This window comes from Anaerolinea thermophila UNI-1 (genome assembly GCF_000199675.1).
Taxonomy (GTDB): Bacteria; Chloroflexota; Anaerolineae; order Anaerolineales; family Anaerolineaceae; genus Anaerolinea; species Anaerolinea thermophila.
This window is the reverse complement of the sequence record NC_014960.1, coordinates 1,634,641-1,656,033: the sequence shown is the minus strand read 5'-3', so window position 1 is coordinate 1,656,033 and position 21,393 is coordinate 1,634,641. Positions and strand designations below refer to the sequence as shown.

18 protein-coding genes are annotated in these 21,393 nt (G+C 52.0%); 7 read left to right on the top strand and 11 right to left on the bottom strand.

What is annotated here, in order from left to right:
• Nucleotides 1-27 precede the first annotated feature (27 nt).
• Entirely contained in the window at nt 28-2,061 is a 2,034-nt protein-coding gene (locus tag ANT_RS07430; protein WP_013559894.1) for an aldehyde ferredoxin oxidoreductase N-terminal domain-containing protein, read from the top strand.
• On the opposite strand, the gene ANT_RS07425 is transcribed toward ANT_RS07430, so the two are convergent.
• Nucleotides 2,058-2,720 (bottom strand): TrmH family RNA methyltransferase, encoded by a 663-nt coding sequence (locus ANT_RS07425; protein WP_049784845.1) that lies wholly within the window; start codon nt 2,718-2,720, stop codon nt 2,058-2,060. The two genes, ANT_RS07430 and ANT_RS07425, sit on opposite strands and share 4 nt — an antisense overlap.
• On the opposite strand from ANT_RS07425, the gene ANT_RS07420 reads away from it, so the two are divergent.
• Nucleotides 2,710-3,618 (top strand): LabA-like NYN domain-containing protein, encoded by a 909-nt coding sequence (locus ANT_RS07420; RefSeq protein WP_013559892.1) that lies wholly within the window; start codon nt 2,710-2,712, stop codon nt 3,616-3,618. The two genes, ANT_RS07425 and ANT_RS07420, sit on opposite strands and share 11 nt — an antisense overlap.
• Nucleotides 3,619-3,656: 38 nt before the next feature.
• On the opposite strand, the gene ANT_RS07415 is transcribed toward ANT_RS07420, so the two are convergent.
• Together ANT_RS07415 and ANT_RS07410 are read right to left on the bottom strand one after the other, a co-directional pair.
• Complete coding sequence (locus tag ANT_RS07415) at nt 3,657-6,476, bottom strand: molybdopterin-dependent oxidoreductase (RefSeq protein ID WP_013559891.1); 2,820 nt, start codon at nt 6,474-6,476, stop codon at nt 3,657-3,659.
• Nucleotides 6,476-7,357 carry an FAD binding domain-containing protein gene (locus ANT_RS07410; RefSeq protein ID WP_013559890.1) on the bottom strand — a complete coding sequence of 294 codons (882 nt, stop codon included), beginning with the start codon at nt 7,355-7,357 and terminating at the stop codon, nt 6,476-6,478. Before ANT_RS07410 ends, ANT_RS07415 begins: the two co-directional genes overlap by 1 nt.
• Nucleotides 7,358-7,702: 345 nt before the next feature.
• Here ANT_RS07410 and ANT_RS07405 point away from each other — a divergent pair, with 345 nt between their 5' ends.
• Nucleotides 7,703-8,335, top strand: a complete 633-nt coding sequence (locus ANT_RS07405; RefSeq protein WP_013559889.1) for a 50S ribosomal protein L25 — start codon at nt 7,703-7,705, stop codon at nt 8,333-8,335.
• A 57-nt stretch (nt 8,336-8,392) separates the two neighbouring features.
• Here ANT_RS07405 and ANT_RS07400 read toward each other — a convergent pair whose 3' ends face one another.
• The 6 genes from ANT_RS07400 to ANT_RS07375 are packed head-to-tail and all read right to left on the bottom strand — an operon-like array spanning nt 8,393 to nt 14,358.
• The gene (locus tag ANT_RS07400) at nt 8,393-9,022 is read right to left on the bottom strand and encodes a CoA pyrophosphatase (RefSeq protein ID WP_013559888.1); all 630 of its coding nucleotides are present in this window, start codon (nt 9,020-9,022) and stop codon (nt 8,393-8,395) included.
• Nucleotides 9,006-9,896 (bottom strand): tRNA (adenine-N1)-methyltransferase, encoded by an 891-nt coding sequence (locus ANT_RS07395; protein WP_013559887.1) that lies wholly within the window; start codon nt 9,894-9,896, stop codon nt 9,006-9,008. The genes ANT_RS07400 and ANT_RS07395 overlap by 17 nt, the downstream gene beginning before the upstream one ends.
• An 8-nt stretch (nt 9,897-9,904) precedes the next feature.
• Nucleotides 9,905-11,812, bottom strand: coding sequence for an alpha/beta hydrolase family protein (locus ANT_RS07390; protein ID WP_013559886.1), 1,908 nt, complete (start codon nt 11,810-11,812; stop codon nt 9,905-9,907).
• 20 nt (nt 11,813-11,832) lie between these two features.
• Nucleotides 11,833-12,102 carry a hypothetical protein gene (locus tag ANT_RS07385; protein WP_013559885.1) on the bottom strand — a complete coding sequence of 90 codons (270 nt, stop codon included), beginning with the start codon at nt 12,100-12,102 and terminating at the stop codon, nt 11,833-11,835.
• A 2-nt stretch (nt 12,103-12,104) separates the two neighbouring features.
• A complete protein-coding gene (gene mnmA / locus ANT_RS07380; protein ID WP_013559884.1) occupies nt 12,105-13,190 on the bottom strand; it encodes a tRNA 2-thiouridine(34) synthase MnmA in 1,086 nt (361 codons plus the stop codon).
• A gap of 13 nt (nt 13,191-13,203) precedes the next feature.
• Entirely contained in the window at nt 13,204-14,358 is a 1,155-nt protein-coding gene (locus tag ANT_RS07375; RefSeq protein WP_013559883.1) for a cysteine desulfurase family protein, read from the bottom strand.
• A 129-nt stretch (nt 14,359-14,487) separates the two neighbouring features.
• Between ANT_RS07375 and ANT_RS07370 the strand changes: the two genes are divergently transcribed.
• Genes ANT_RS07370 through ANT_RS07355 form a run of 4 tightly spaced genes read left to right on the top strand, consistent with a single transcriptional unit; the run spans nt 14,488 to nt 18,521 of the window.
• The gene (locus ANT_RS07370; protein WP_013559882.1) at nt 14,488-15,909 is read left to right on the top strand and encodes a phosphoglucomutase/phosphomannomutase family protein; all 1,422 of its coding nucleotides are present in this window, start codon (nt 14,488-14,490) and stop codon (nt 15,907-15,909) included.
• Nucleotides 15,910-16,710 carry a TatD family hydrolase gene (locus ANT_RS07365; protein ID WP_013559881.1) on the top strand — a complete coding sequence of 267 codons (801 nt, stop codon included), beginning with the start codon at nt 15,910-15,912 and terminating at the stop codon, nt 16,708-16,710.
• Nucleotides 16,711-16,712: 2 nt separating this feature from the next.
• A complete protein-coding gene (locus ANT_RS07360) occupies nt 16,713-17,684 on the top strand; it encodes a polyprenyl synthetase family protein (RefSeq protein ID WP_172634587.1) in 972 nt (323 codons plus the stop codon).
• Nucleotides 17,685-17,687: 3 nt separating this feature from the next.
• Nucleotides 17,688-18,521, top strand: a complete 834-nt coding sequence (locus ANT_RS07355; RefSeq protein ID WP_013559879.1) for an aldo-keto reductase family protein — start codon at nt 17,688-17,690, stop codon at nt 18,519-18,521.
• A gap of 5 nt (nt 18,522-18,526) precedes the next feature.
• On the opposite strand, the gene ANT_RS07350 is transcribed toward ANT_RS07355, so the two are convergent.
• Together ANT_RS07350 and ANT_RS07345 are read right to left on the bottom strand one after the other, a co-directional pair.
• Nucleotides 18,527-19,543, bottom strand: coding sequence for a zinc-dependent alcohol dehydrogenase (locus tag ANT_RS07350; RefSeq protein ID WP_013559878.1), 1,017 nt, complete (start codon nt 19,541-19,543; stop codon nt 18,527-18,529).
• Between the two features lie 15 nt (nt 19,544-19,558).
• Nucleotides 19,559-21,391, bottom strand: a complete 1,833-nt coding sequence (locus tag ANT_RS07345) for an aldehyde ferredoxin oxidoreductase family protein (RefSeq protein ID WP_013559877.1) — start codon at nt 21,389-21,391, stop codon at nt 19,559-19,561.
• Nucleotides 21,392-21,393: the final 2 nt, after the last annotated feature.

Here is a 21,393-nt window from a genome sequence, read left to right as displayed (position 1 = left end):
CTTAATAACTCCAAAAAGGAGAGTTTCATGACTTATCCCTTGATGTTAAGAGAGTTGGTCATCCACCTGGACACTGGCGAGTACGAAATCAATCGGATTGAGGACCCTCGCATCATCGGGCCAGTGGATTATGGATGGTCCAAGTACCACTCTCACTTGCATATGACCGGACAAAGAGATCCAGCGCTTTTCACTTTTGGAGGAGGGCCTCTGGCTGGTTCACGAATCCCTGGCACGCGCCGGCTGGTCTTTTGCTCATATTCGCCTCTATGGGATGGCTTCTACATCAGCAGTATGGGAGGCGCCGCATATATCCTGCACCGGGTGGGTGTGGATTTTGTCTGTCTGAAAGGGGAAGCCAAACAAGACTCTGTTCTGATTCTCAATCATAAAGATGGACAGGTAACCGCGCGTTTGGAATCTATCAACCCGGATGTGCTCTGGAACGGGTATGTCAACCCTCAAGGAGAATGGCTGACAGGATTTTATGCTCTGCAACAAGCCGTATTTGATCGATACAAAGATGAATACGAGGGAGATTGGGTACGGGTTTTTGCCGTAGGTCCTGGAGCGCGATATACCAATCAGGGAATCATTGGGAGTAATCCGGTACGTCGCGGTATCCTTACGCCCATCGAAGACTGGGCAGGCCGGGGTGGTTTGGGCAGTCGCTTGCTCCAGTGCCATCGGATTGCCGCCTGCATTTTTGGCGGTGACTGGGTGGATCCGGACCTGCAAGACTCCAAAGAAATTGATGCGTACTTCATGACGTATTACCAGCAATCCATGATTAAAACAGATCTGGGTGCGACAGAGAAGTACCGCTACGTCCCCGACTTTCAGACTGGCGGCACCTTTGGGGTCAATATGCTCACGGTGGAGGAAAAACTGCTCAGTTTTAATTATCGTTCCATCTATCAAGCCCCGGAAGAGCGATTGAAACAGCATAAAGAGTTCATTCTTAACCATTACCTCAAGCAATTCAATGAGGAAATTATTCAGCCCAAGCAATTTGATCACTGTGGCGAGCCTTGCTCAGTGGTTTGTAAGAAATATACAGGAAAATACAAAAAAGACTACGAACCTTATCAGGCTTTGGGTCCCCTATGCGGAGTATTCGATCAACGAGCAGCGGAGGAATTAAATCATTTTGTCGATTCCCTTGGGTTGGATGCGATTCAAATTGGCAGCACGGTCTCGTGGATCATGGAGTGTGTTGCAGAGGGGCTGATTCGACCAGAAGACTTTAATTTACCCTCTGCGAGTGAATTGAGTTTTCATTTTGCCAATGACCCCATAAAATTCCAAATTGTAGAAGATTCCCTGAAAAACGCCCGTTATGCCCGGGAAATCATTAACATGCTCATGGATAAAGACAAAGGGAAAGTTTTTCAATCGGGAATTCGAGCCGCTGCCTACGCGCTGGATGAGAGATATGGATACACCCAACCCGGAAAACGAACCATTGACCGGGCTGTCTTCACTTCTCATGGTCGACTGGGGTGTATGACTATCAATCAATACTGGGTACCAGGAATGCTCAGCCCGATGCCAATGATGGGCAAATACTTCGTCTATTACGGTGTAGAGTATCTCTCACCCCGGGAATTGGGGAGAAAGTGTGTACACCGCATGGTATACGAATTTTTCTCAGAAAACAGCGGGGTGTGCCGATTCCATCGCAAGTGGGTTGAAGCCATCGTAGATGAGATTATTACAGCTCATTATGATTTAGGTATTGACTACACGAAACATCAGTTTAATCTGTGTAAAGATATCCATGATCATGAAAGTCCATCGGTGGTGTTCTGGGAAAGTGAACGCAACATCGATCTTATCTGGAAATTCCTTGAAGACTGGAAATTACGCGGATTGAACGACGCCAGCCTTGAGGATTGGCTGAATCGATTCCAACAGGACAAATACCGTGCAGCCCGGCAATTCTGGGATGAAATTCGTGAAGGAATAGAAGAAGCATTTGAAGCCGGTGCAGATTCCATTCCAGAGATTGCGCCTCCCTACAAGGCAGCCAAACTGGATATCATGGAGCAAAAGAATTAGCGGACCTGACTCAATCGCAAAAGATATAACGCAATTCCCGTGGCAACAGCCACATTCAGGGAGTTTTTTATGCCAAACATGGGCAAAAAAGTGACCGTGTCACATAGTTCGAAAATGTCCGGGTCAATTCCGGTGACTTCATTTCCCGCGACAAGAAGAATTGGGCGGGAGTCGTTGAGTGGTAGGATCGTGTGAAGAGGGAGTGAGTTTTCCCCTCCCTCAAGAGCAATGAGATGGTATCCATCAGATTTAGCCCGGAGCGCCAGAGTCAGACCATTTGCGTGATACTCCCAGTCTACAGACTTTTCTGCCCCCAGGGCAGTCTTGACGACCTGAGGATTCTCCGGCGTCGGGGTGATCCCGCAAAGGTGAATTCTGGAAACGCCGGCGCCATCCGCAGAACGAAAAATTGCCCCAACATTCCAGGTAGAGCGAAGATTATCCAGCAAAACCTCGATAACAGGAAAGGAGGTATTTGAGAAAGAAGGTATGGTTTTCTGAAAAAACGTTTGACGCAATTCTGCTACTGCGATCCGGCAACGAGGACATTCCTGCAGTGGTTTTTCTTCCCCGCTCAAGGTAAATCGCAGTCCACAGGAAGGGTTTGTACACTGAAAAACGTAAAACTGAGGCGTATTTTGTGTTTTTTTGGCATTCATAAAGGATGTCGCAATTCAAATAAATTGTAAGTTCCTAGACAATTGTAAAGGAAAAATCTCATGCCGCGAATCAGTTCTCAACTCAAAAGGCGTCTTTGTAGATGTCGCAAATATCTATTTGAATGGTGGGCAACGCATGCAATATGATGTTTTGAGAGAATTTGCCTGCCGGGACCACGCAGAAGCCATTCGTTTGAATGCATATGTCACCTATGACGTGGAACGCGCTGAAGATGACGAGGAATACCGCAAAGGCGCACAAAACTTCCACGGTGCCCTACGGGATTTAGGATACAAGGTCATCGTCAAAGATATTCACTGGTACACCGATGTCAACGGTATCCGGGTTGCCAAAGCCAATGCCGACCTGGATATGGCCGTGGATGCCCTGACCCAATCGGATTATCTGGATCGGGTCCTGATCGCCAGTGGAGATGGAGACTTTGTCCAGGTGGTGCGCGCTTTACAAAATAAAGGCTGCCGGGTTGAGGTCGTCGGGCTGGACAACGTGTCCAATCGGCTGAAAGCCGAAGCTGACTTTTTCATTTCCGGTTATCTCATCCCCGACCTCATCCCCGTAGATTATGGCGGAAAATACGAAACCCCGCCTGCCTGGGGAGAATTAGGATCTCGTGTGCGCGGATGGTGTTACTGGCACTCTGATCAGGGCTTTGGATTCTTTCGCTTTCTGAAAGAAATCAGTCCCAATTTGTGGATTACTGATACCCGCAATCCCGATTCGCCTTATGGAACGGTATTTTTCCACGACTCCGCTCTACCTTCCACTATCAACCCCGCCAACCTTCCTAACCGCAATATGATTTTCGAATTTGAACTGGCGAAATCCGAGAAAGGCGCGGGGGTTCAGGCAATTGAGATTGAACTGACCACAAGATAATAAAAGGGGAGAGCCTTCAGATCTCTCCCCTTTGGAAATCAATCCCCCGGCTGAAATTCGGCTTCTCTGGCTTTGATTTGCCGGAGAATCCATTCCTGATCCACAGGTAAGCGGGTAACGCGCACGCCCACAGCGTTAAAAATCGCGTTGGTGATTGCCGGCACCGTAGGGATAATCACAATCTCCCCTACTCCTTTCGCGCCGTAGGGACCATCCGCCGTGGGATGTTCTACTACAAACGAGGTAATTTTCGGTGTCAGAGTGATTGAAGGGACACGGTATTTTGCCAGCCGATCGGTAATCACTCTACCCTGATCGGTCAGGAAGGCTTCGGTCAGAGCATGTCCAATACCCATGATCACTCCGCCTTCAATCTGCCCCTGCAAGCCCAAAGGATTCACCGCAAACCCAACATCATTTGCCGTAATAACCTCCAGCACGCGCACTTCGCCAGTGAGAGTATTTACCTCTACTTCTGCGGCTTGTGCCGCAAAAGAATAGGCAAAGTGCATATCCCCGCCTTCGCCCAAAGGCTTGGTGGCAGGCGCCCAGTACGTGTACTGCACCACTGGTTTCCTGCCCGCGCTGTGGACAATTTCATACACCTGGGTCATCGGAATGGAGTAGTTTGCTACCTGCGCAAGCCCTTCGATGAACTGAATCTGCTCGGGCGATACGTCGAAATGTTCCGCCAGGTGGCTGGTAATCATCTCCCGAAGGGCGGCGGAAGCATATCGCACCGCATTTCCGGTGACGTAAGTCTGGCGGGATGCTGTGGTGGGACCACCGTCCGGGGTGTAATCGGTGTCAGAGAGCCAAACCCGCACGTTTGAAACCAACTGCCTCAATTCCTCGGCGGCAATCAGTTGCAACACTGTAGGCAAACCCTGCCCCAGTTCTGCCGAGGCTGTGCGCACTTCGAAAGTTCCGTCTGCCAGCAACTCCACCTCGGCGCCAGCCTTATCCGGCGCGCCTCCTCCCAAACCGGTATTTTTATACGCCACCGCAAAGCCCCAGGCGCGCCTCAGGTGCGGATTTTGCGGGTCCACCCACGCCTCAAAGGGATTGCTCACAGCCTTACGCCTGAGTTCCTGCTCTACTTTCTCAATACATTCCAGCAAGCCCACACTGTCTTTAAGCACCTGACCGGTATTGGTAATGCTCCCCATCCGCAGAGCATTCTTTCGGCGCAATTCAATCGGGTCCAGTCCTAACTGGTGCGCCAGCGTATCCATTGTACTCTCGATGGCAAATGCCGATTGAAGCACGCCAAACCCACGGAAAGCCCCAGCAGGCGGATTGTTGGTGTACATGGCATAACAATCGGCTTTGACATGCGGAATTTCATAGGGGCCGGAAGAATGGGTCGTCGCGCGGGTCATCACCTTTTCGCCCAGAGAGGCATAAGCACCGGTATCCCCATATAATTCGGTTTCTACGGCGGTCAGCGTGCCGTCACGCTTTGCTCCAACCCGCACACGAATCTGGGTAGCATGACGTTTGGGATGCACCAGCAAACTTTCGTGGCGGTCAAAGAGCAATTTGACCGGCCTGCCGGTCTTTTGCGCCAGCAGGGCGGCATGAATCTGCCCAGCAATGTCTTCCTTGCCACCAAAGCCTCCCCCAATCAACATACCGATAATATGCACGCGGTCTTCGCCCACTCCCAGCACCCTGGCGACTTGACTGCGATCGGCATAGGGAATTTGAGAGCCGACGTAAATTTCCATGCGTCCATCCAAAGTCGGACGGGCAATACTGCACTCCGGCTCCAGGAAAGCATGGTCGTGCATGGGCGTATGATAAACCTGTTCCAGAATCACATCCGCTTGAGCAAAACCTTCAGAAACATCCCCTTTGCGCACCTTGATGTGCTTGAGCAGATTCCCCTGTGGATGCACTTTAGGCGCATCGGATTGCAGGGCTTGCACCGCATCGGAAACCACCGGCAACGGTTCAATCTCTACCTCAATGGCATCCAGCGCCTGAGTAGCTTGTTCGCGCGTCTCCGCCGCTACGATTGCCAAGGCATCCCCTACCGTGCGGATGACCTCGCCCACGCCAACCAACACAGGCCAGTCGGAGACCACCAGACCATGCGTCCTGGCCGCCGGCAAATCCTCGGCGGTCATTACCGCCACCACTCCGGGCATGGAACGCGCCCGCGAGACATCCAGCCGGCGCAAAATGCCTGCCGGGGTACCCGCACGCTTAACCCGCGCATGGAGCATGCCTTCAAAGAACAGGTCGTCGGTGTACTTCGCTGTTCCACTCACCTTGGCAACGGCATCAGCGCGAGGATGAACCCTGCCTGCCACGCGGCGCGCCTGACGCGCCTCGGGTACCACAGGCGGCTGGACAGGCTGGCCGGTCTGAATGGCTTTTCCCGCCGCCTGAATGGCTTGAAGGATGGCGTTATAACCACCACAACGGCACAGCGTGTCCTTGAGGGCATGGCGAATCTCTTCCTCGCCTGCGGCAGGATTCTTTTCCAGCAGTGCATACGCAGTCATAATTTGCCCAGGGATGCAAAAGCCGCACTGCACCGCCCCATACAGCACAAACGCCTGCTGTAAGGGATGGAGAATTGCCAGATTCGGTTCCCGTCCGGGAGTCGCCAACCCTTCGATTGTGGTCACCCTGCGGCCCTGGGCTTTGACCGACGGAAACGAACAGGACAATACGGCTTCACCATCCACCAGCACAGTACAGGCACCGCATTCGGCTTCGTTACAGCCGATTTTCGTCCCCGTCAGCCCTAAACGATAGCGCAGGGTCTCTGCCAGCATCTCGCCCGGAGCAACGGGGGTTGAAACTTCTTTGCCATTGACCCAAAACGTTAACACCTGCGTATCCATTAAACACCTTCCTCTGCCCGTTTCCAGGCGGTGAACAGAACCTTTTCCAGTAAGACTTCACTTAAATGGTAACGGTATTCGGCGGTTGCCCGTGCCGGACTGGTGCGGAAAGCAAAGCACTCCCGCAACAGCCCCTTGCAGGTCTCTAATACTCCCTCATCCTGCGGAGATTTTCCACGCAGGAAGGCTTCGATTTTCTCCGCCCGGCGCGGGGTGGGGCCGGCAGGACCGGCGGTCAAACGGGCCTCGGCAATCTGCTGGCTTTCACGTCTCAGCCAGATAGCCATGTTAAGGATGGGCAGCGCCACCCCCTGCGGACGCATTACCCGCGCAAACGCCGAGCCAGCCCCCTGCTCGACCACCGGCAGGCTGAAGCCCACCAGAATCTCACAGGTCAAATCCAGCGCGCTGACGCCAGGCCCGCGGAACAGGCTGAGGATGGGGGCCTGACGCATGCCTTCCGGCGAGGCAATCCAGGCTTGCGCGCCCAGCGCCACCAGCGCAATCATGCCATCGGCGGCAGGCAGGGCATGCGCCACATTGCCCCCCAGAGTCGCCACGTTGCGCACCTGCGGACCGCCAATCTGTCCACAGGCTTCTGCCAGGGCAGTGGCATGGCGGCGCACCAGGTCGGAAACGGCAATGCGCCCCACCGGCACTGCCGCGCCAATAAAGAGCATCTCCCCCTGACGTTCCAGGCGGGTGAGTTCGGGAATGCGGGTGACATCCAGCAGGGTATCCACCGGCGGATGATGCCCTTGCTGGATTTGCAGCAGAAGGTCGGTACCTCCGGCAACCGGCAGGGCGCGCCCCCGGGCATCGCGGAGGGCCTGGACAGCCTCTTGCAGACTATTGGGAAAGAGATATCGTTTCCACAGCATGATCGGCGGGCTCCTTTTGCGGCGGCACTTTTCGTTCGGGCTTCGCCCCGGACGCCGGCGCCTGGACTGAGCGCCGACCGCCGATCTATGTTTTATTATAAAGAAAAAACGAATAAAAAATTCCCTGAATTTTTGCCCATTTTCAGAGAAAATATTTCCTGTAAATTATTTTTACCTTGACCCCCACCGCCCTCCGGGGTAAAATTCTGCCTCGCGCCGCATGGATGCAGGCATCTCCCCCGCCTCTCGAGGTGTCTGGCCGTCGGCAAGAACCTTTTCAATCATTCCAACGGAGTGAGGGTAACCCCACAACGGGGTGAGAGGCGCTCCAAAGGAAGGTCAAAGATGGAAAAAATTGTTTTGCAAGCCCAGCGCCGCACGCTGGAGCGCACCGCCAAAGCCCTGCGCCGCGAAGGCTACCTGCCCGCGGTGATGTACGGGGCGCATTTCCCCTCCACGCCCATCCTGCTGGATGCCCACAACGCCGGTCTCAAACTGGCAAAGGTGTCCTCGTCCACACTGGTGTACATCGAACTGGACGGCGAAACCCATGCCGCACTGGTGCGGGAAAAACAGCGCGATTACATCAAGAACCGCCTCCTGCACGTGGATTTCCAGGTGGTCTCGCTGACCGAAAAGATTCGCACCACCGTGTCCCTGCACTTTGAAGGCGTCTCTCCCGCCGTCAAGGACTACAACGGTGTGGTGGTCACCAGCCTGGATGAGGTTGAGGTGGAAGCCCTGCCGCAGGATCTGCCAGAGCGTATCGTGGTGGATCTCTCCAAACTGGCGCGCATTGGCGACACCATTCACGTGCGCGATCTGGAAGTAGCCAAGGGCGTCAAGGTGCTGAACGACCCCGACGAGGTGGTTGTTGTGGTCTCCACCACCACCGAAGAGGTGGAAGCGCCCGCCGAAGGCGAATTGTCAGAACCGGAAGTCATCGAACGCGGCAAGAAAGAAGAAGAAGTCGAGTAATCCTCTGGCTAATTCTGAAAAAAACGCCGTCCCAACAAGGGACGGCGTTTGCTTTTCTCAGGAATGATTGACGGGTGGCGGCGCAGGGTTCATCCAGCCGATGGCGCACAGGAAGGAATGCAGAATCATTGCCGTCACCCCCCAGATGGTTTCGCCCTCATACGGCTGGTAGAAAATCACCCAGTCGGCAGTGCCGTTCAGGCGGGTGTACCAGCGCCATTCCCAGTTGCGGTGGTCAGCTAGCCAGACGAGAGGCACCTGAAACACCCGGCTCACCTCGGCGGGAGCAGGGTGAAAGGTCACTGGCTGGACAATTTCTCCCACCACAGGGGTCACGCAATATCCGGTAATGGTGGAGAGGCGCGGCAATCTGCCCAGCACCTGCACGCTTTCGGGCGGCAAGCCGATTTCTTCCCAGGCTTCCCGCAGGGCAGCCTCTTCCGGCGTGCGATCCTGTTCCTCCACTGCGCCGCCGGGAAAAGCCACCTGTCCCTTGTGATTCTCGACCGAGTCCGTGCGGCGGGTGAACAAAACCTCCCAGGACTCTGCGCGGCGAATGAGGGGAATCAGCACTGCCGCCTGGGTCAGTTTTCCCTGACAAACGGGCATCCCCTCCAAAGGACAGGGAGAAGCCAGCGCCCGCGCAATCTGCTCCGGGGAAAGGCTCATCTTAACCGGCAAGGTCATCGTCCTCCACGCCTTCAGAAACAGAGTCTCCCAGAGGAAAGCGCAGTTCGCGCCTCAGTTTGGGGTCTTCGGGCAAATGCAGTACGGTGCGGGCAAAAATCAGGAAGCCGGTATGCGCCACCATGCGGTCGGTGGGACGAAAACGAGCAGGGTCGGGACGGTAATGGCGCAAAAGAATCTCACTGACGTTGATAAACGCAAAGCCCTGACGGTGCAGTTCGGCAAGCAATGTCTGCACCTGATTGGTCGTGGGCAGTAAACTGCCGAAGTAACCGCCTGGTTTCAGGGCTTGCTTGACCTGCGGCAGATAATTCCATGGGTCAGGCAGGTCGAGGAAGAGCGCATCCGCTCGGGTTTCTTCAAACCCTTCGCTGATATGCTGAAGATGGAATACCACCCGCGAATCCAGCCCTACCGCGGCGAGGTTCTTCTGCGCCAGGTTGAACATTTCCACACGAGTCTCATACGTGTACACTTTGCCGGTTTCTCCCACCATGTAAGCGAACGCCATGGTCAACGCTCCCGAGCCGGTGCCGGCTTCAATCACCCGCGCGCCCGGACCAATCCCCATCCATACCAGGATGTAGCCGATGTCTTTGGGGTAGAGAATCTGCGTGTTCCGGCGGATGTTCATCAGCAGATCGGCGAGCGAGGGCTGGAGCATGAAGAACGGCGTACCGATATGGCTGTACACCTGCGAGCCGTAAGGCTTGCCAATCAGTTCGTCATGGTACAAAATTCCGCGGTGGGTTTGAAACTCTGCTCCGGTGCGCAAGCGAAAGATAAAATGACGATGATTAGTGCCCACCAGTTGGACCAGATCACCTTCGCGGGCAACCTCACCACCGGATAAGAAAGGTCTTTCTTCGGTCATACTTGCCATTAAGGTTTAAGCGTGCGTTTGAAGAAATCGGTGATGGCGTTGTAACAGCGCACACGATTTTCGTACTTTAAAACGTCATGCCCTTCATTCTCAAACATCAGGTACTCCACCGATTTTCCTTTCCCTCGCAAGTATTCCACCAGGTCGCGGGACTCCTGTTCAACTACGCGCGGATCGTTCTTTCCCTGAATGACCAGCAGAGGGCAGGCAATCTGATCCATGTAGGTTTTGGGAGAACGTTCCACAAGGAACTCGCGGTCTTCCACCGGATCGCCCAGGACCAGTTTAAAGTAGGGTTTCCAGGTTGGCGGAATACGTTCCAGGAAAGTAATCAGGTCAAAGGGGCCAAACATATCCACTGCCGCAGACCACAGTTCGGGATGGCGCGCCGCCAGGGTCAGCGTCATGTAGCCACCATACGAGCGTCCGACCACTCCGGCGCGTTTGACGTCCACGCGCGGGTCCTTTGCCAGGACTTTCAAGGCATGCACGTGATCCAGACGGTCTTTGCCACCCCAATCGCGATCTACCTGTTTGGTGTATGACAGTCCATAGCCGGTGCTTCCGCGCACGTTAGGGACAAACACAGCAAAGCCATTCAGGGTGAGGAACTGGATGAGCGGCATGGAGAACCAGGCAAAATCCGGGCGTTCCTGGCTTTGCGGTCCGCCATGGATGTAGTACACCAGGGGGCGTGCTCCCTGGTACCCCAGAAACGGCGAAGGTAAATACAGGCGAGCCGAAATCCGCGTCCCGTCGAAAGAAATTAAAGAGGCATCCTCTCCGGGGGAAAGCAAATCGGCATCAATTCCCAGTACCCGCTCGCGGGTATGCTGAACGATCGTCTGGCGATCTGCACCCTCAATGGTGTACAGTTGCGTGGGCGAGGTGGCGGTGGAGTACGAGACAGCATACCGATCGGACTCTTCATCATAGAGATAGGACGCCAGCATGCCATCCACAAAGGGGGGATGATTGCCCACAATAGGTCTCTGCAGGCGCAGAGTCATGGATGAGAAATCGACAGTGGCTTCGTACAACCAGGAACAGCCATCGATATTGTACTCCACCAGATAGCGGTCGTCCTTGAGATGCTGGATTCCTACCATCTCCCCATCGCCGGAATGGGCAATACCCTCTACTTTCATTTCTACAAGTTGACCGGGTTGATTGAGGTCCAGATACGCCGGACCGTAGCGGTCATCGAACACGGCACAACTGACCAGCAATCCCGAATCCTGATTGACAAACACGCCCGAATTAATGCCGTTCAGAGGGACGTCCTCTCCGGCCTGGCGCTGTTCCATCGGCTTGCCGTACACCAATTTCAGTCCATTGCCACCGCGCTCCCACAGGTACAGCACATGGTCTCCCTGAGTATAACTATCCACAAGGATCATTCGGCGATGGTCGTCAGAATAACATAATGGGTACGAACCATAAAGGCTGGCGGCAATGCTCTCGATTTCGCCAGTTGCCAGGTTGGCTAGGTAAGTGGTCTGCAAATCCGAATCTCGCGATTCGGCGGAGAAATACACCTGATGCGTTCGGGGGTCACAATGCACCAGATGCACGCGGCTGTTTGCCAGCGCCTCGGTAAACACTGGTTCAGGATAACCGCCCTCCAGAGGTATCACCATGGGCTGGTAATTCTCGTCTCCATCGTTGTCCAGCATCACCAGAATTTTGTTCAGGTCAGCAAAGACATAAAAAGGATACCCGCCCAGCAAATGGGGGTTTTGCAGGGCAAGATTCGGTGGAAGCAGAGGTTCAGGAACACTCCCGCCATAGTTCATGGCATACAAACTGAGATGTCCGCTTAAGTTGGAGATGAAGTACAAACGCTCTCCCACTACCTGGGGAGAAACAAACAGTCTTGCAGATAAAAGGGATTCGATGCGAAACATGATATGCCTTTGTAAAAAATTTATTCCGGCTCGTTCTTCACCAGACTTAACCAATGCCCCACACCCAAAAAGAGCAAAGCGCTCAAAACAGCCATGCCAAACCGCAAGGGTCCAACACTGAGGAAGTGCCAGCCCAAAGCATTAGCAACAATGTGCCCGGTCCAGAATCCAATCCAGGCGAGCAACAAATAGAGAATGAGCCTGCCCAGACCGCCATTTTTCCATAAATGGAAAGCAGCACCCATTAACGTTGCCACCAGAAAACCAAACAAAAGGGCGGGAAGCGTCATACTCACTCCATCCCGGTTGAGATTGTCCCTCCCCCGAGACAAATCTCCCCCTGGTAAAACACACATTGCTGTCCGGGGGTAATGTCCCTCAGAGGATGGTCAAATTCGACTTTCACACGATCCGGTGTTAATGGTATCACAACTCCATGAGCCTCCCGGGCTTTGTAACGAATTTTCACCTCAACCTGTATGGAGGATACTGGGGGTTGACCAGAAATCCAGTTCACCCTCTCCGCAATCAGAGTACTTCGCCCTAACTCATGCTCTTCGCCCACTACCAGGCGATTCCGTACTACATCCTTTTCCAGCACATACAGGGGACGCGGGAACGCAATGCCCAGTCCTTTGCGTTGCCCAATGGTGTAAAAAGCCAGCCCCTGGTGTTCCCCCAGAATCTCGCCCTGCCGATTTACAATCACTCCCGGGCGGGAAACCTCCGGCGCATGACGGGAAAGGAAATCTCTGTAATCCCCGCCTGCAAGAAAGCACAAGTCCTGACTATCGGCTCGGTTGGCTACCGGCAATCCAAAACGTCTGGCTAATTCACGCACCTCCGGCTTGTGGTATTCCCCAACGGGGAAGAAGGTATGCCGAAGTTGTTCCTGGGGTAAAACGCTGAGGACATAGGACTGGTCTTTTTCTACATCCACGCCGCGGAGAAGTTGAACCTCACCAGACTCAAGACGTCTCAGGCGGGCATAATGCCCGGTGGCAAACCAGGTGGCTCCCAGTGATTGAGCGTATTCATGTAATACTCCCCAACGGATATAGCGATTACATTTTAAACAGGGATTAGGGGTAATTCCAGAAGCGTATCCCTCCAAAAAATGGGATACCACTACTTCTTTAAACTTTTCACGAACGTCCACCGCATAAAAGGGAATGCCTAACTTCGCAGCCACTCTACGCGCCAGCGCCATGGCATCGGGGGTACAGCAACGATTCTGGTCTTCTTTTCCTTCCTCTGACCAGAGCCTAAGCATCATGCCAATCACACGGTATCCCTGCTCAACCAGCAATGCCGCAGCGACGGAGGAATCCACTCCTCCACTCATGGCAACCACAACCGTCTCATCTCGGATAGCCATCTTCACTGACCGTTCACTTTCTCTGCTGAGCCACACAACGCTCCAGCGCTTCAACAAACAGGGAGAGCGCTTCGGAGGTAGTATCGCGACCCAGGGTAACCCTTAAGGAAGAGAGCGCCAACTTTGCGGGAATGCCCAAAACCAGCAACACTTCGGAAGGCTGAGGACTGCCCGTTTTGCATGCAGAACCCGAAGAGCAAGCAAACCCCTGCACATCGAGCATCATCAACAGGGCATTGCCATCCACCCCATCAAAGACAAAACTGGCATGGTTAGGTAAACGTCGGGAGGGATGCCCCGTCAATTGACTACCGGGAATCCGGGAAAGCACCTCGTGAATGAGAGAATCTCGCATGGATTGGAAATGTTGTGCACGTTTTTCAGGTTCAGTTTGTGCAATTTTTAGCGCCTCTGCAAGTCCCACAATATATGGAACATTGTGAGTACCTGCGCGCAGATAATTTTCCTGCTTACCGCCCGTTTGAACAGCCTGGATAGGTATACCCTTTCGGATATAGAGCGCTCCAACGCCTTTGGGACCATAAAACTTATGCGCGCCAATGGAAAGCAAATCAACAAAATCACGCTGGACATCCATTCTCAGGTGCGCCGCGGCTTGAACGGCATCGGTATGAAAAGGCACGCCTTTTTCACGGCAAATTTTTCCAATCTCAGCAATGGGGTTAATCGTGCCAATTTCGTTATTGGCGTAAATCACCGAAACTATCGCGGTATCTTTTCGAATCCGCCGGGCAACCTCATCAGGATCAACCATTCCCGTAGAGTCGACCGGTAAAAGTTCTACCTCAAATCCTTCAACCTTTGCCAGATCAAAGGCTGTATGAGATACCGCATGGTGCTCAACAGGGGTAGTGAGGATATGATGTTTACCATGCAATGATCGTTGCGCACGGGCTACACCACGTAGCGCGAGATTATCACTTTCTGTGCCACAACTGGTAAAGACAATTTCGCTTGCTTCAGCACTCAGACAGGACGCAACCGTTTCTCGAGCCGTTTCAAGGGCATTCTCTGCCTGCTGTCCCCAGGAATGAACTGAAGAAGGATTTCCAAACTGCTCGGAAAAATAGGGGAGCATTTTTTCCAAAACCGCCGGGTCAAGCGGCGTTGTTGCAGCGTAATCCAGATAAAAATGCTTTTGGGTCATACGATAAATCTCTCTTCCTTGCTTCTTAACAATTCTATCCTTTGCAAGGGATTTCACAAGCCCTTCTTTCTTCCGTAAACCCTGATATAATAACATAAATTGTTCTATTTCTCACTTTTCGGAGATAATATGTCGCATACTATCCGATTTGGAACTGACGGTTGGCGCGGAGTGATTGCTGAAGACTACACGTTTGCCAATGTGCGCTGTGCTACTCAAGGTTATGCTTCATACATGATTCGCCACGGAAAAGCGGGAGCAACCTTTGTCATCGGACACGATAAACGCTTTCATTCGGAGAATTTCGCTCTCGCTGCCGCTGAAGTCATGGCAGGCAATGGCTTGAAAGTCCTGCTTACAGATGGAGCTACCCCTACACCGGTCATCGCCTTTTCGGTTGTTCACCACAAAGCCGCCGGTGCTATCAACATCACCGCTTCCCATAACCCTCCAACCGATAATGGCTTCAAAGTCCGCAATGAATTTGGTGGCGCCATTGATCCGGAAGGTTTGAAAGAAATCGAATCCCTGATTCCCGAAGACGAGTCAGAGGTAAAACGCATGCCGGCATCAGAGGCAGAAGCCAAGGGACTGATTCAACGCTTTGACCCTGCCCCGGCTTATATTGAACATCTCAAAGAGCTGATTGATGTTGAACCCATCAAACAAGCCGGGTTGAAAATCGTGGTGGACTGCATGTGGGGCAATGGCGCTGGCTGGTTCCCTCGTATCCTCTCCGGTGGGAAAACCGAAATTATCGAAATTCACAACGAACGCAATCCCATCTTCCCGGAAATGAAACGCCCTGAGCCGATACCACCAAACATCAATGTAGGATTGAAGAAAACGGTTGATTCGGGTGCCGACGTTCTGCTCATTACCGATGGGGATGCAGACCGGGTCGGTGTCGGGGATGAAAAAGGCAACTTCATCAACCAGTTACAGGTGTATGCCCTGCTGGCGCTGTACCTGCTTGAAGTGCGTGGGGAACGCGGCGCCATCGTCAAGACACTCTCCACAACCAGCATGCTGGAAAAACTTGGGAAGATGTACAACATCCCTGTTTACGAAACCGGGGTGGGGTTTAAGTATGTAGCCCCCAAGATGCTCGAAACCAATGCCATGATCGGCGGTGAGGAATCGGGTGGTTACGCCTTCCGTGGGAATGTTCCAGAACGCGATGGCATCCTGGCTGGTTTGTACATTCTTGATATGATGGTCAAACTCCAGCGCAAACCCAGTGAACTGATTGATCTGCTTTTCAGTAAAGTAGGTCCACACTTCTACGATCGGATAGACCGCACCTTCACAGGTGAGCGCAGCGCTCGCGAACAAGCCATTTTAGCCGCCAATCCCACCACCATTGGCGGACTTAAAGTGACCGGCTTGAATACCACCGATGGGTTTAAATTTTCTCTGGAGGACGGCGGTTGGCTGCTGATCCGTTTCTCGGGCACAGAACCGATCATGCGGGTATATTGTGAGACTACCCACAAAGACCGCGTGCCTTACATCCTCAAGGATGGATTAAAAATTGCCGGGCTGGAGTGAATGAACAAAGCCTATCTAGCAGATACTCATTGCCACCTGAACTTTAACACATTTGAGTCGGATTTGGAGGAGGTACTGGAGCGTGCCTTCGAGACGGGCGTTCAAAAAATCCTTGTCCCTGGCATTGATGTCGAGACAAGCATTCGAGCGGTGGAAATTGCCCAGCAGTATTCACCACAGGTTTTCGCCGCTGTTGGGATTCATCCGAACAGTGCTGGAGATTGCTGGTCTCAAACGGCATTTTCGGAAATCGTCGAATTAAGCAAAGCCCCCTGGGTGGTTGCGATTGGTGAAATCGGGTTGGATTATTATCGTAATTACACTCCAGCAAACGTCCAGAGAGAGGCTTTTGAGGCACAACTTGAGTTGTCTGAAAAACGCGGTTTGCCGGTCGTGATTCATAATCGGAAGGCTGAAGATGACCTCCTCCAGATTCTCCAAACATGGGTGAGTGCAAAGAACCTGTCCAAACCCTCAGGGGTTTGGCATTCTTTTGAAGGACCGCTGGAACTTGCACATCAGGTGATTGAACTGGGTTTTTATCTGGGCGTTTCAGGACCAATCACCTTTAAGAACGCGGATGAGAAAAAACGCGTTGTCAGGGCAATACCTGTGGAAAGGCTTTTAATTGAAACCGATTCGCCTTACCTGACACCTCATCCGCATCGAGGAAAGAGAAATGAACCCATGTTCGTCTCGCTGGTTGCGGAAGAACTGGCAAACCAGTTCAACCTGCCACTGACGGAAATCTGGCAAATAACAACCCGGAATGCAACTTCGCTCTTTTTATGGGAGAGTTAAATTTGACCTCTGCTGTTTCTTTTATGGTTTCTATACAGGACGACCTGCGTGCAGTTGAAACCTTAATGCGCTCGCAGGCAGATGAACGCTATCCTGATTTACAGTCAGCGTTGGATTTGCTTTTGAGTGCTGGCGGAAAACGTATTCGCCCCACTTTAACCCTGCTGGCGGGTAAAATGTTAAGGGCAAAGGGCGAGCCCTTGCTTCATCTCGCCGCTGCTATTGAAATGCTCCATACTGCCACCCTCGTCCACGATGATTTAATTGATGGTTCATTGCTTCGCCGAGGAATGCCCACGCTTAACTCGCGCTGGTCACCCGGAGCAACTGTATTAACAGGCGATTACCTCTTCGCCCGTGCGGCCAATCTGGCGGCACAAACCGACTCCATTCCGGTGATGAAACTCTTTTCCGAAACCCTTTCGATTATTGTAGGCGGTGAATTAACCCAAATGTTTAGCACCCGCTGCAAGGCAGATAGAACTAATTACTACCAGCGAATTTACGCAAAAACCGCCTCTCTCTTTGAGACCTCCGCAAAATCTGCCGCGTTATTATGTCTTACCTCTGAACTGCACACAGAAGCCTTACGCGCGTACGGATATTCTGTTGGAATGGCTTTTCAGATCATTGATGACATCCTAGATTACACAGGAGAGCAGGCAACGCTTGGCAAACCTATTGGAAGTGACCTGCGGCAAGGACTTGTTACTCTCCCCGCCATCTATTTTGCTGAAATGCACCCGGAACATCCCTTAACCATCAATCTTATCGAGGGAAACTGCATTCAAGACCAGGATGTCCTGGATGAACTAATTGGCGCCATTCGCTCGAGTAAAGCCATTCAACAAAGCCATCAAGAAGCAATCCAATTTGTCGAAACAGCGCTAAATCATCTGAGCATATTCGATCCATGCCCTGAACGTTTGGCACTGGAAGAATTGGCGCACCATGTGGTAGACAGAAAATTTTAGAAGATGGACGGCTTTCCCAGAACTGAAGTTGGTGGTGTGAGTTTACCCCGGCTGATCATCGGGACAAACTGGTTTTTGGGATATTCCCATACCAGTTTGGCAAAAGATCGCTTTATTAAGGATTTGCAAACTCGCAACAGGATTGTGGAAGTCCTGCTGGTTTTTTTGACATATGAAATTGATGCAGTCATGGGACCTTTGCATCCTTTACTGGAAGAATCCATTCAGGAAGCCGAGCAACGCTCCGGTAAGCCTATCACTCGAATCTATACCCCATGGTTTAACATTCTACCCGGTGGTCCTGAAGAAAACGAACCAGAAGTAGTATTTGACCAGTGTGCTCAATGGCATGCAACTTTTTGTATGCCCCATCAGGCTGTAACCGATGCCCTGTTGGATCGCATGCATCGCACTATTCGCGATTTAGACCGCTACACTCAAATGATTCGAGAACGCGGAATGATTCCCGGGCTCTCGACTCACATGCCAGAAACCCCTATCATTGCTGACGAAACTGGAGCGGATGTGGAAACTTACATCCAAATTTACAATGCCGCGGGTTTTCTGATGCAGGTTGAAGCCGATTGGGTGATGAAGATTATCCGCAATGCTAAAAAACCTGTGATGGCCATCAAACCCCTGGCAGCAGGACGTCTCTTACCTGTAGTTGGGCTTTCTTTTGTCTGGAGCACAATCCGCCCGATAGATATGGTGGTCATAGGCACAACCACCCCGGAAGAGGCTCACGAGGTAGTGAATATCTCTCTGGACTTGCTCCATCAACGGATTCCAGATTACGAGTTGCAAAAAACCCGCAGTAAAAAATCCCTGGGATAATTCAATTACAATTCAATCATTACCTTCATGTAATGCCCTTGTGACTCCTCAATGGCTTGATATGCCTTAAGATAGTCTTGAAACGGGAAGCGATGGGTAATTAATGGTTGAAGCATGAGGGCATGGGAAGCAATTAACTCGATCGCTTTCTCATAATCCGGTCGTTGATACATTAAGGTACCTACCAGAGATAATTCCCGATCCTGAACCAAGCCCAAATCCACAACCGGTTTCTCAGCAAAGACCCCTACAACCACAATCGGGGTACCTTTTCTGGCAACCTGAATGGCCTGGGTGATGGTAGGCTGAACCCCCACACATTCCAAAATCAAATCTGCTTTTTCTTTGCCAAAAACCTCATCAATTGTGTGAGGTAAATTTTCTCGAGAAGTGTTGATTCCAGTCAAACCACACTCCCTGGCTTTTTCCAACTTGTAATCCTGAATATCGGTCACGAGGACTTTAGAAGCGCCCTGTGCTCGAGCCACCTGAGCAACCAAATTCCCAATGGTACCAGCGCCTAAAACCAAAACCTTCATCCCGGGAACAAAACCACCGCGTCTGAGCGCATGCACTGCCACCGATACAGGTTCTACCATTGCCCCTTCGTCTAAACTCACCCCATTCGGAAGTTTCAGTACCTTTCTGGCATCTACAGGGAAATATTCCTGCGCTGCCCCGCCAGTTTGGAAGCCCATCACTTTCAGACTTTCACAAATATGCTCCATTCCATGCTGGCACGGGTAACACTGGCCACAGGTCACCTGGGGCATGAAAACCACTTTGTCTCCTGGCATGAAATCCTGTACACCATTTCCAACCCCGGCAACAATCCCCGACACCTCATGCCCCTGGACAACTGGATAAGAGGTGTATGGGTGTTTTCCATGATAAACATGAATATCTGAACCACAAACACCAATACGCTGGATAGCAATCAGAACTTCATTTTTTGCCGGGACGGGTTTTTCGACCTCGTGAAATTCAATTTTTCCCGGTTCAACCATCACTGCTTGTAACATGGATTTCCTCCCATATCAAAATTTATCCTTCGTAAATCCCAAATTTAGCCTGTCGATCACCTCTTTTCCCGGCATACCGCTTTTTTGATCCCACCCACACGCTTCGTAATATTCTTTTTTAAGCGTCTGGACATCGGGGATAAAACCGCCCTGTCCCCCATCTGGTAAAGCCTGCAACAGAAGAGCAGGAAGTTTCTCGTTGTCTGGAGAATACCCCAGAGCAAGATTGTATAACCGCTTCAAATTCCAGATTCTTTCCCCCGCAGTCATGAGAGAGTCCAATGTCCATTCCTCACCAGTTGCCAAGTTCAGTAAATCAACCACATCCTTTGGAGAAACCGAAGCAAAAAAGCACATCACCAGGCTATTACAAACCGAACGCCAGTGCTGATGCCTTGCAACATATTTTGCCTTACCGGCATCGGTAAAACGATCTGTCATGGGGATACCGATTTCATCCAGAGTACCGCCGAGTTCCACGGTGAAGAAATCACTCTGATTATGACACGCCCCTCGGGGAGAAGTGAGATAAGAAAGGGTTTGTCCACTGAATGCTCGAGGATCATGCATGGCAACATCCAACCCATTGACCTGGACAGCCAGTTCTTCTACACCCAATCGAGCGGCAAAGGCACGGCTTCCCTGTGCCATCCATTCCCCAATGCCTTGACGACGAGCCATTTTTTCAAGGAACACAAATGCGGGTTTAGGATCTCCCCACTGAAGCGTCAGTCCTTCTGTGTCTTTCTCGGTGAGAATACCCCGCTCAAATAATAAGTAGGCTAAGCCAATCACACTTCCAGCGGAAATCGAGTCCATCCCCAAACGGTCGCATGTTTCTCCCAATGCAGTGATTGCCGCCAGGTCATCAACCAGCAATTGTGAGCCGAATGAACAAATGGTTTCATACTCGGGACCTTTTGTCTTCCCATTTGTCTGATAAGGTCCTTCCGGGATCGAGACAACCCTTCCACAGGAAATTACACATCCCTGACAGGCTGCGGTACCCGCCAGAATGGTTTCAGCCATTTGTGCCCCGCTGATTTTGTCTGCCCCGTCGAAACTTGCACCCATCCAGTATTTTTGAGGCATATCCCCAAGCATCTGCAGATATTCTGCCGCACCCGAAGTGCCAGTGGCTCGGAAAACTGCCGTCATGTTATGGTTTGCCAGTTCTTTATTAACCCGTATCCTCTCTTCAGAAAAACGCTCGGGCAAAGCAAGTGGAATTTTTTGGGTACCGCGGACGGCTAACGCCTTGAGATTCTTTGATGCCATGAGCAATCCCAAGCCGGTACGTGCTGCTGCGCGACCGTGATCGGAAAAAATTCCAGAAAACACAACGCCATTTTCTGCCGCCAAACCGATACAGGCAATCCTGGCGCGTGGTTCTTCTAATTCCTGGCGAATTTGCACCTGGGTTTCGTAGATATCGGTTTTTCCCCAGAGGTGCGAAGCATCCCTGATCTGGGCATCTCCTTGATGAATCCATAAATAGACCGGAGTTGGCGCTTTTCCCGTAACCAGGACTGCATCAAATCCGGCGTATCGCAGTTCAGGACCGACAAAGCCCCCAATATTTGCCTCCCCCCATAAGCCTGTTTGGGGAGAACGTCCGCACACAGTAAACCGTCCTGTAGCGGGTCCATTTGCCCCCGTAAGAGGTCCCGTGATGAACAATAGAGGGCTTGAAGGATCCAGTGGAGAGGTTGAAGGGTTTAGCCAATCCCAGAGAATTCTGACCCCCAAACCACTTCCGCCAATGTATTCTTTCAAGTAATTTTCAGGGATAGTTGAGCACCCAATTCGACCGGTTGTTAAATCCACAAAGAGAAGCCGATTATTCATGG

Excerpts from the sequence above, each read along its gene's own strand:
- ANT_RS07390 (WP_013559886.1), bottom strand. The coding sequence starts at position 11,812 with ATGTTTCGCATCGAATCCCTTTTATCTGCAAGACTGTTTGTTTCTCCC.
- ANT_RS07405 (WP_013559889.1), top strand. The coding sequence starts at position 7,703 with ATGGAAAAAATTGTTTTGCAAGCCCAGCGCCGCACGCTGGAGCGCACC.
- ANT_RS07355 (WP_013559879.1), top strand. The coding sequence starts at position 17,688 with ATGGACGGCTTTCCCAGAACTGAAGTTGGTGGTGTGAGTTTACCCCGG.
- ANT_RS07425 (WP_049784845.1), bottom strand. The coding sequence starts at position 2,720 with ATGAATGCCAAAAAAACACAAAATACGCCTCAGTTTTACGTTTTTCAG.
- ANT_RS07370 (WP_013559882.1), top strand. The coding sequence starts at position 14,488 with ATGTCGCATACTATCCGATTTGGAACTGACGGTTGGCGCGGAGTGATT.
- mnmA (WP_013559884.1), bottom strand. The coding sequence starts at position 13,190 with ATGGCTATCCGAGATGAGACGGTTGTGGTTGCCATGAGTGGAGGAGTG.
- ANT_RS07400 (WP_013559888.1), bottom strand. The coding sequence starts at position 9,022 with ATGACCTTGCCGGTTAAGATGAGCCTTTCCCCGGAGCAGATTGCGCGG.
- ANT_RS07395 (WP_013559887.1), bottom strand. The coding sequence starts at position 9,896 with ATGACCGAAGAAAGACCTTTCTTATCCGGTGGTGAGGTTGCCCGCGAA.
- ANT_RS07385 (WP_013559885.1), bottom strand. The coding sequence starts at position 12,102 with ATGACGCTTCCCGCCCTTTTGTTTGGTTTTCTGGTGGCAACGTTAATG.
- ANT_RS07345 (WP_013559877.1), bottom strand. The coding sequence starts at position 21,391 with ATGAATAATCGGCTTCTCTTTGTGGATTTAACAACCGGTCGAATTGGG.
- ANT_RS07375 (WP_013559883.1), bottom strand. The coding sequence starts at position 14,358 with ATGACCCAAAAGCATTTTTATCTGGATTACGCTGCAACAACGCCGCTT.
- ANT_RS07410 (WP_013559890.1), bottom strand. The coding sequence starts at position 7,357 with ATGCTGTGGAAACGATATCTCTTTCCCAATAGTCTGCAAGAGGCTGTC.
- ANT_RS07350 (WP_013559878.1), bottom strand. The coding sequence starts at position 19,543 with ATGTTACAAGCAGTGATGGTTGAACCGGGAAAAATTGAATTTCACGAG.
- ANT_RS07415 (WP_013559891.1), bottom strand. The coding sequence starts at position 6,476 with ATGGATACGCAGGTGTTAACGTTTTGGGTCAATGGCAAAGAAGTTTCA.
- ANT_RS07365 (WP_013559881.1), top strand. The coding sequence starts at position 15,910 with ATGAACAAAGCCTATCTAGCAGATACTCATTGCCACCTGAACTTTAAC.
- ANT_RS07430 (WP_013559894.1), top strand. The coding sequence starts at position 28 with ATGACTTATCCCTTGATGTTAAGAGAGTTGGTCATCCACCTGGACACT.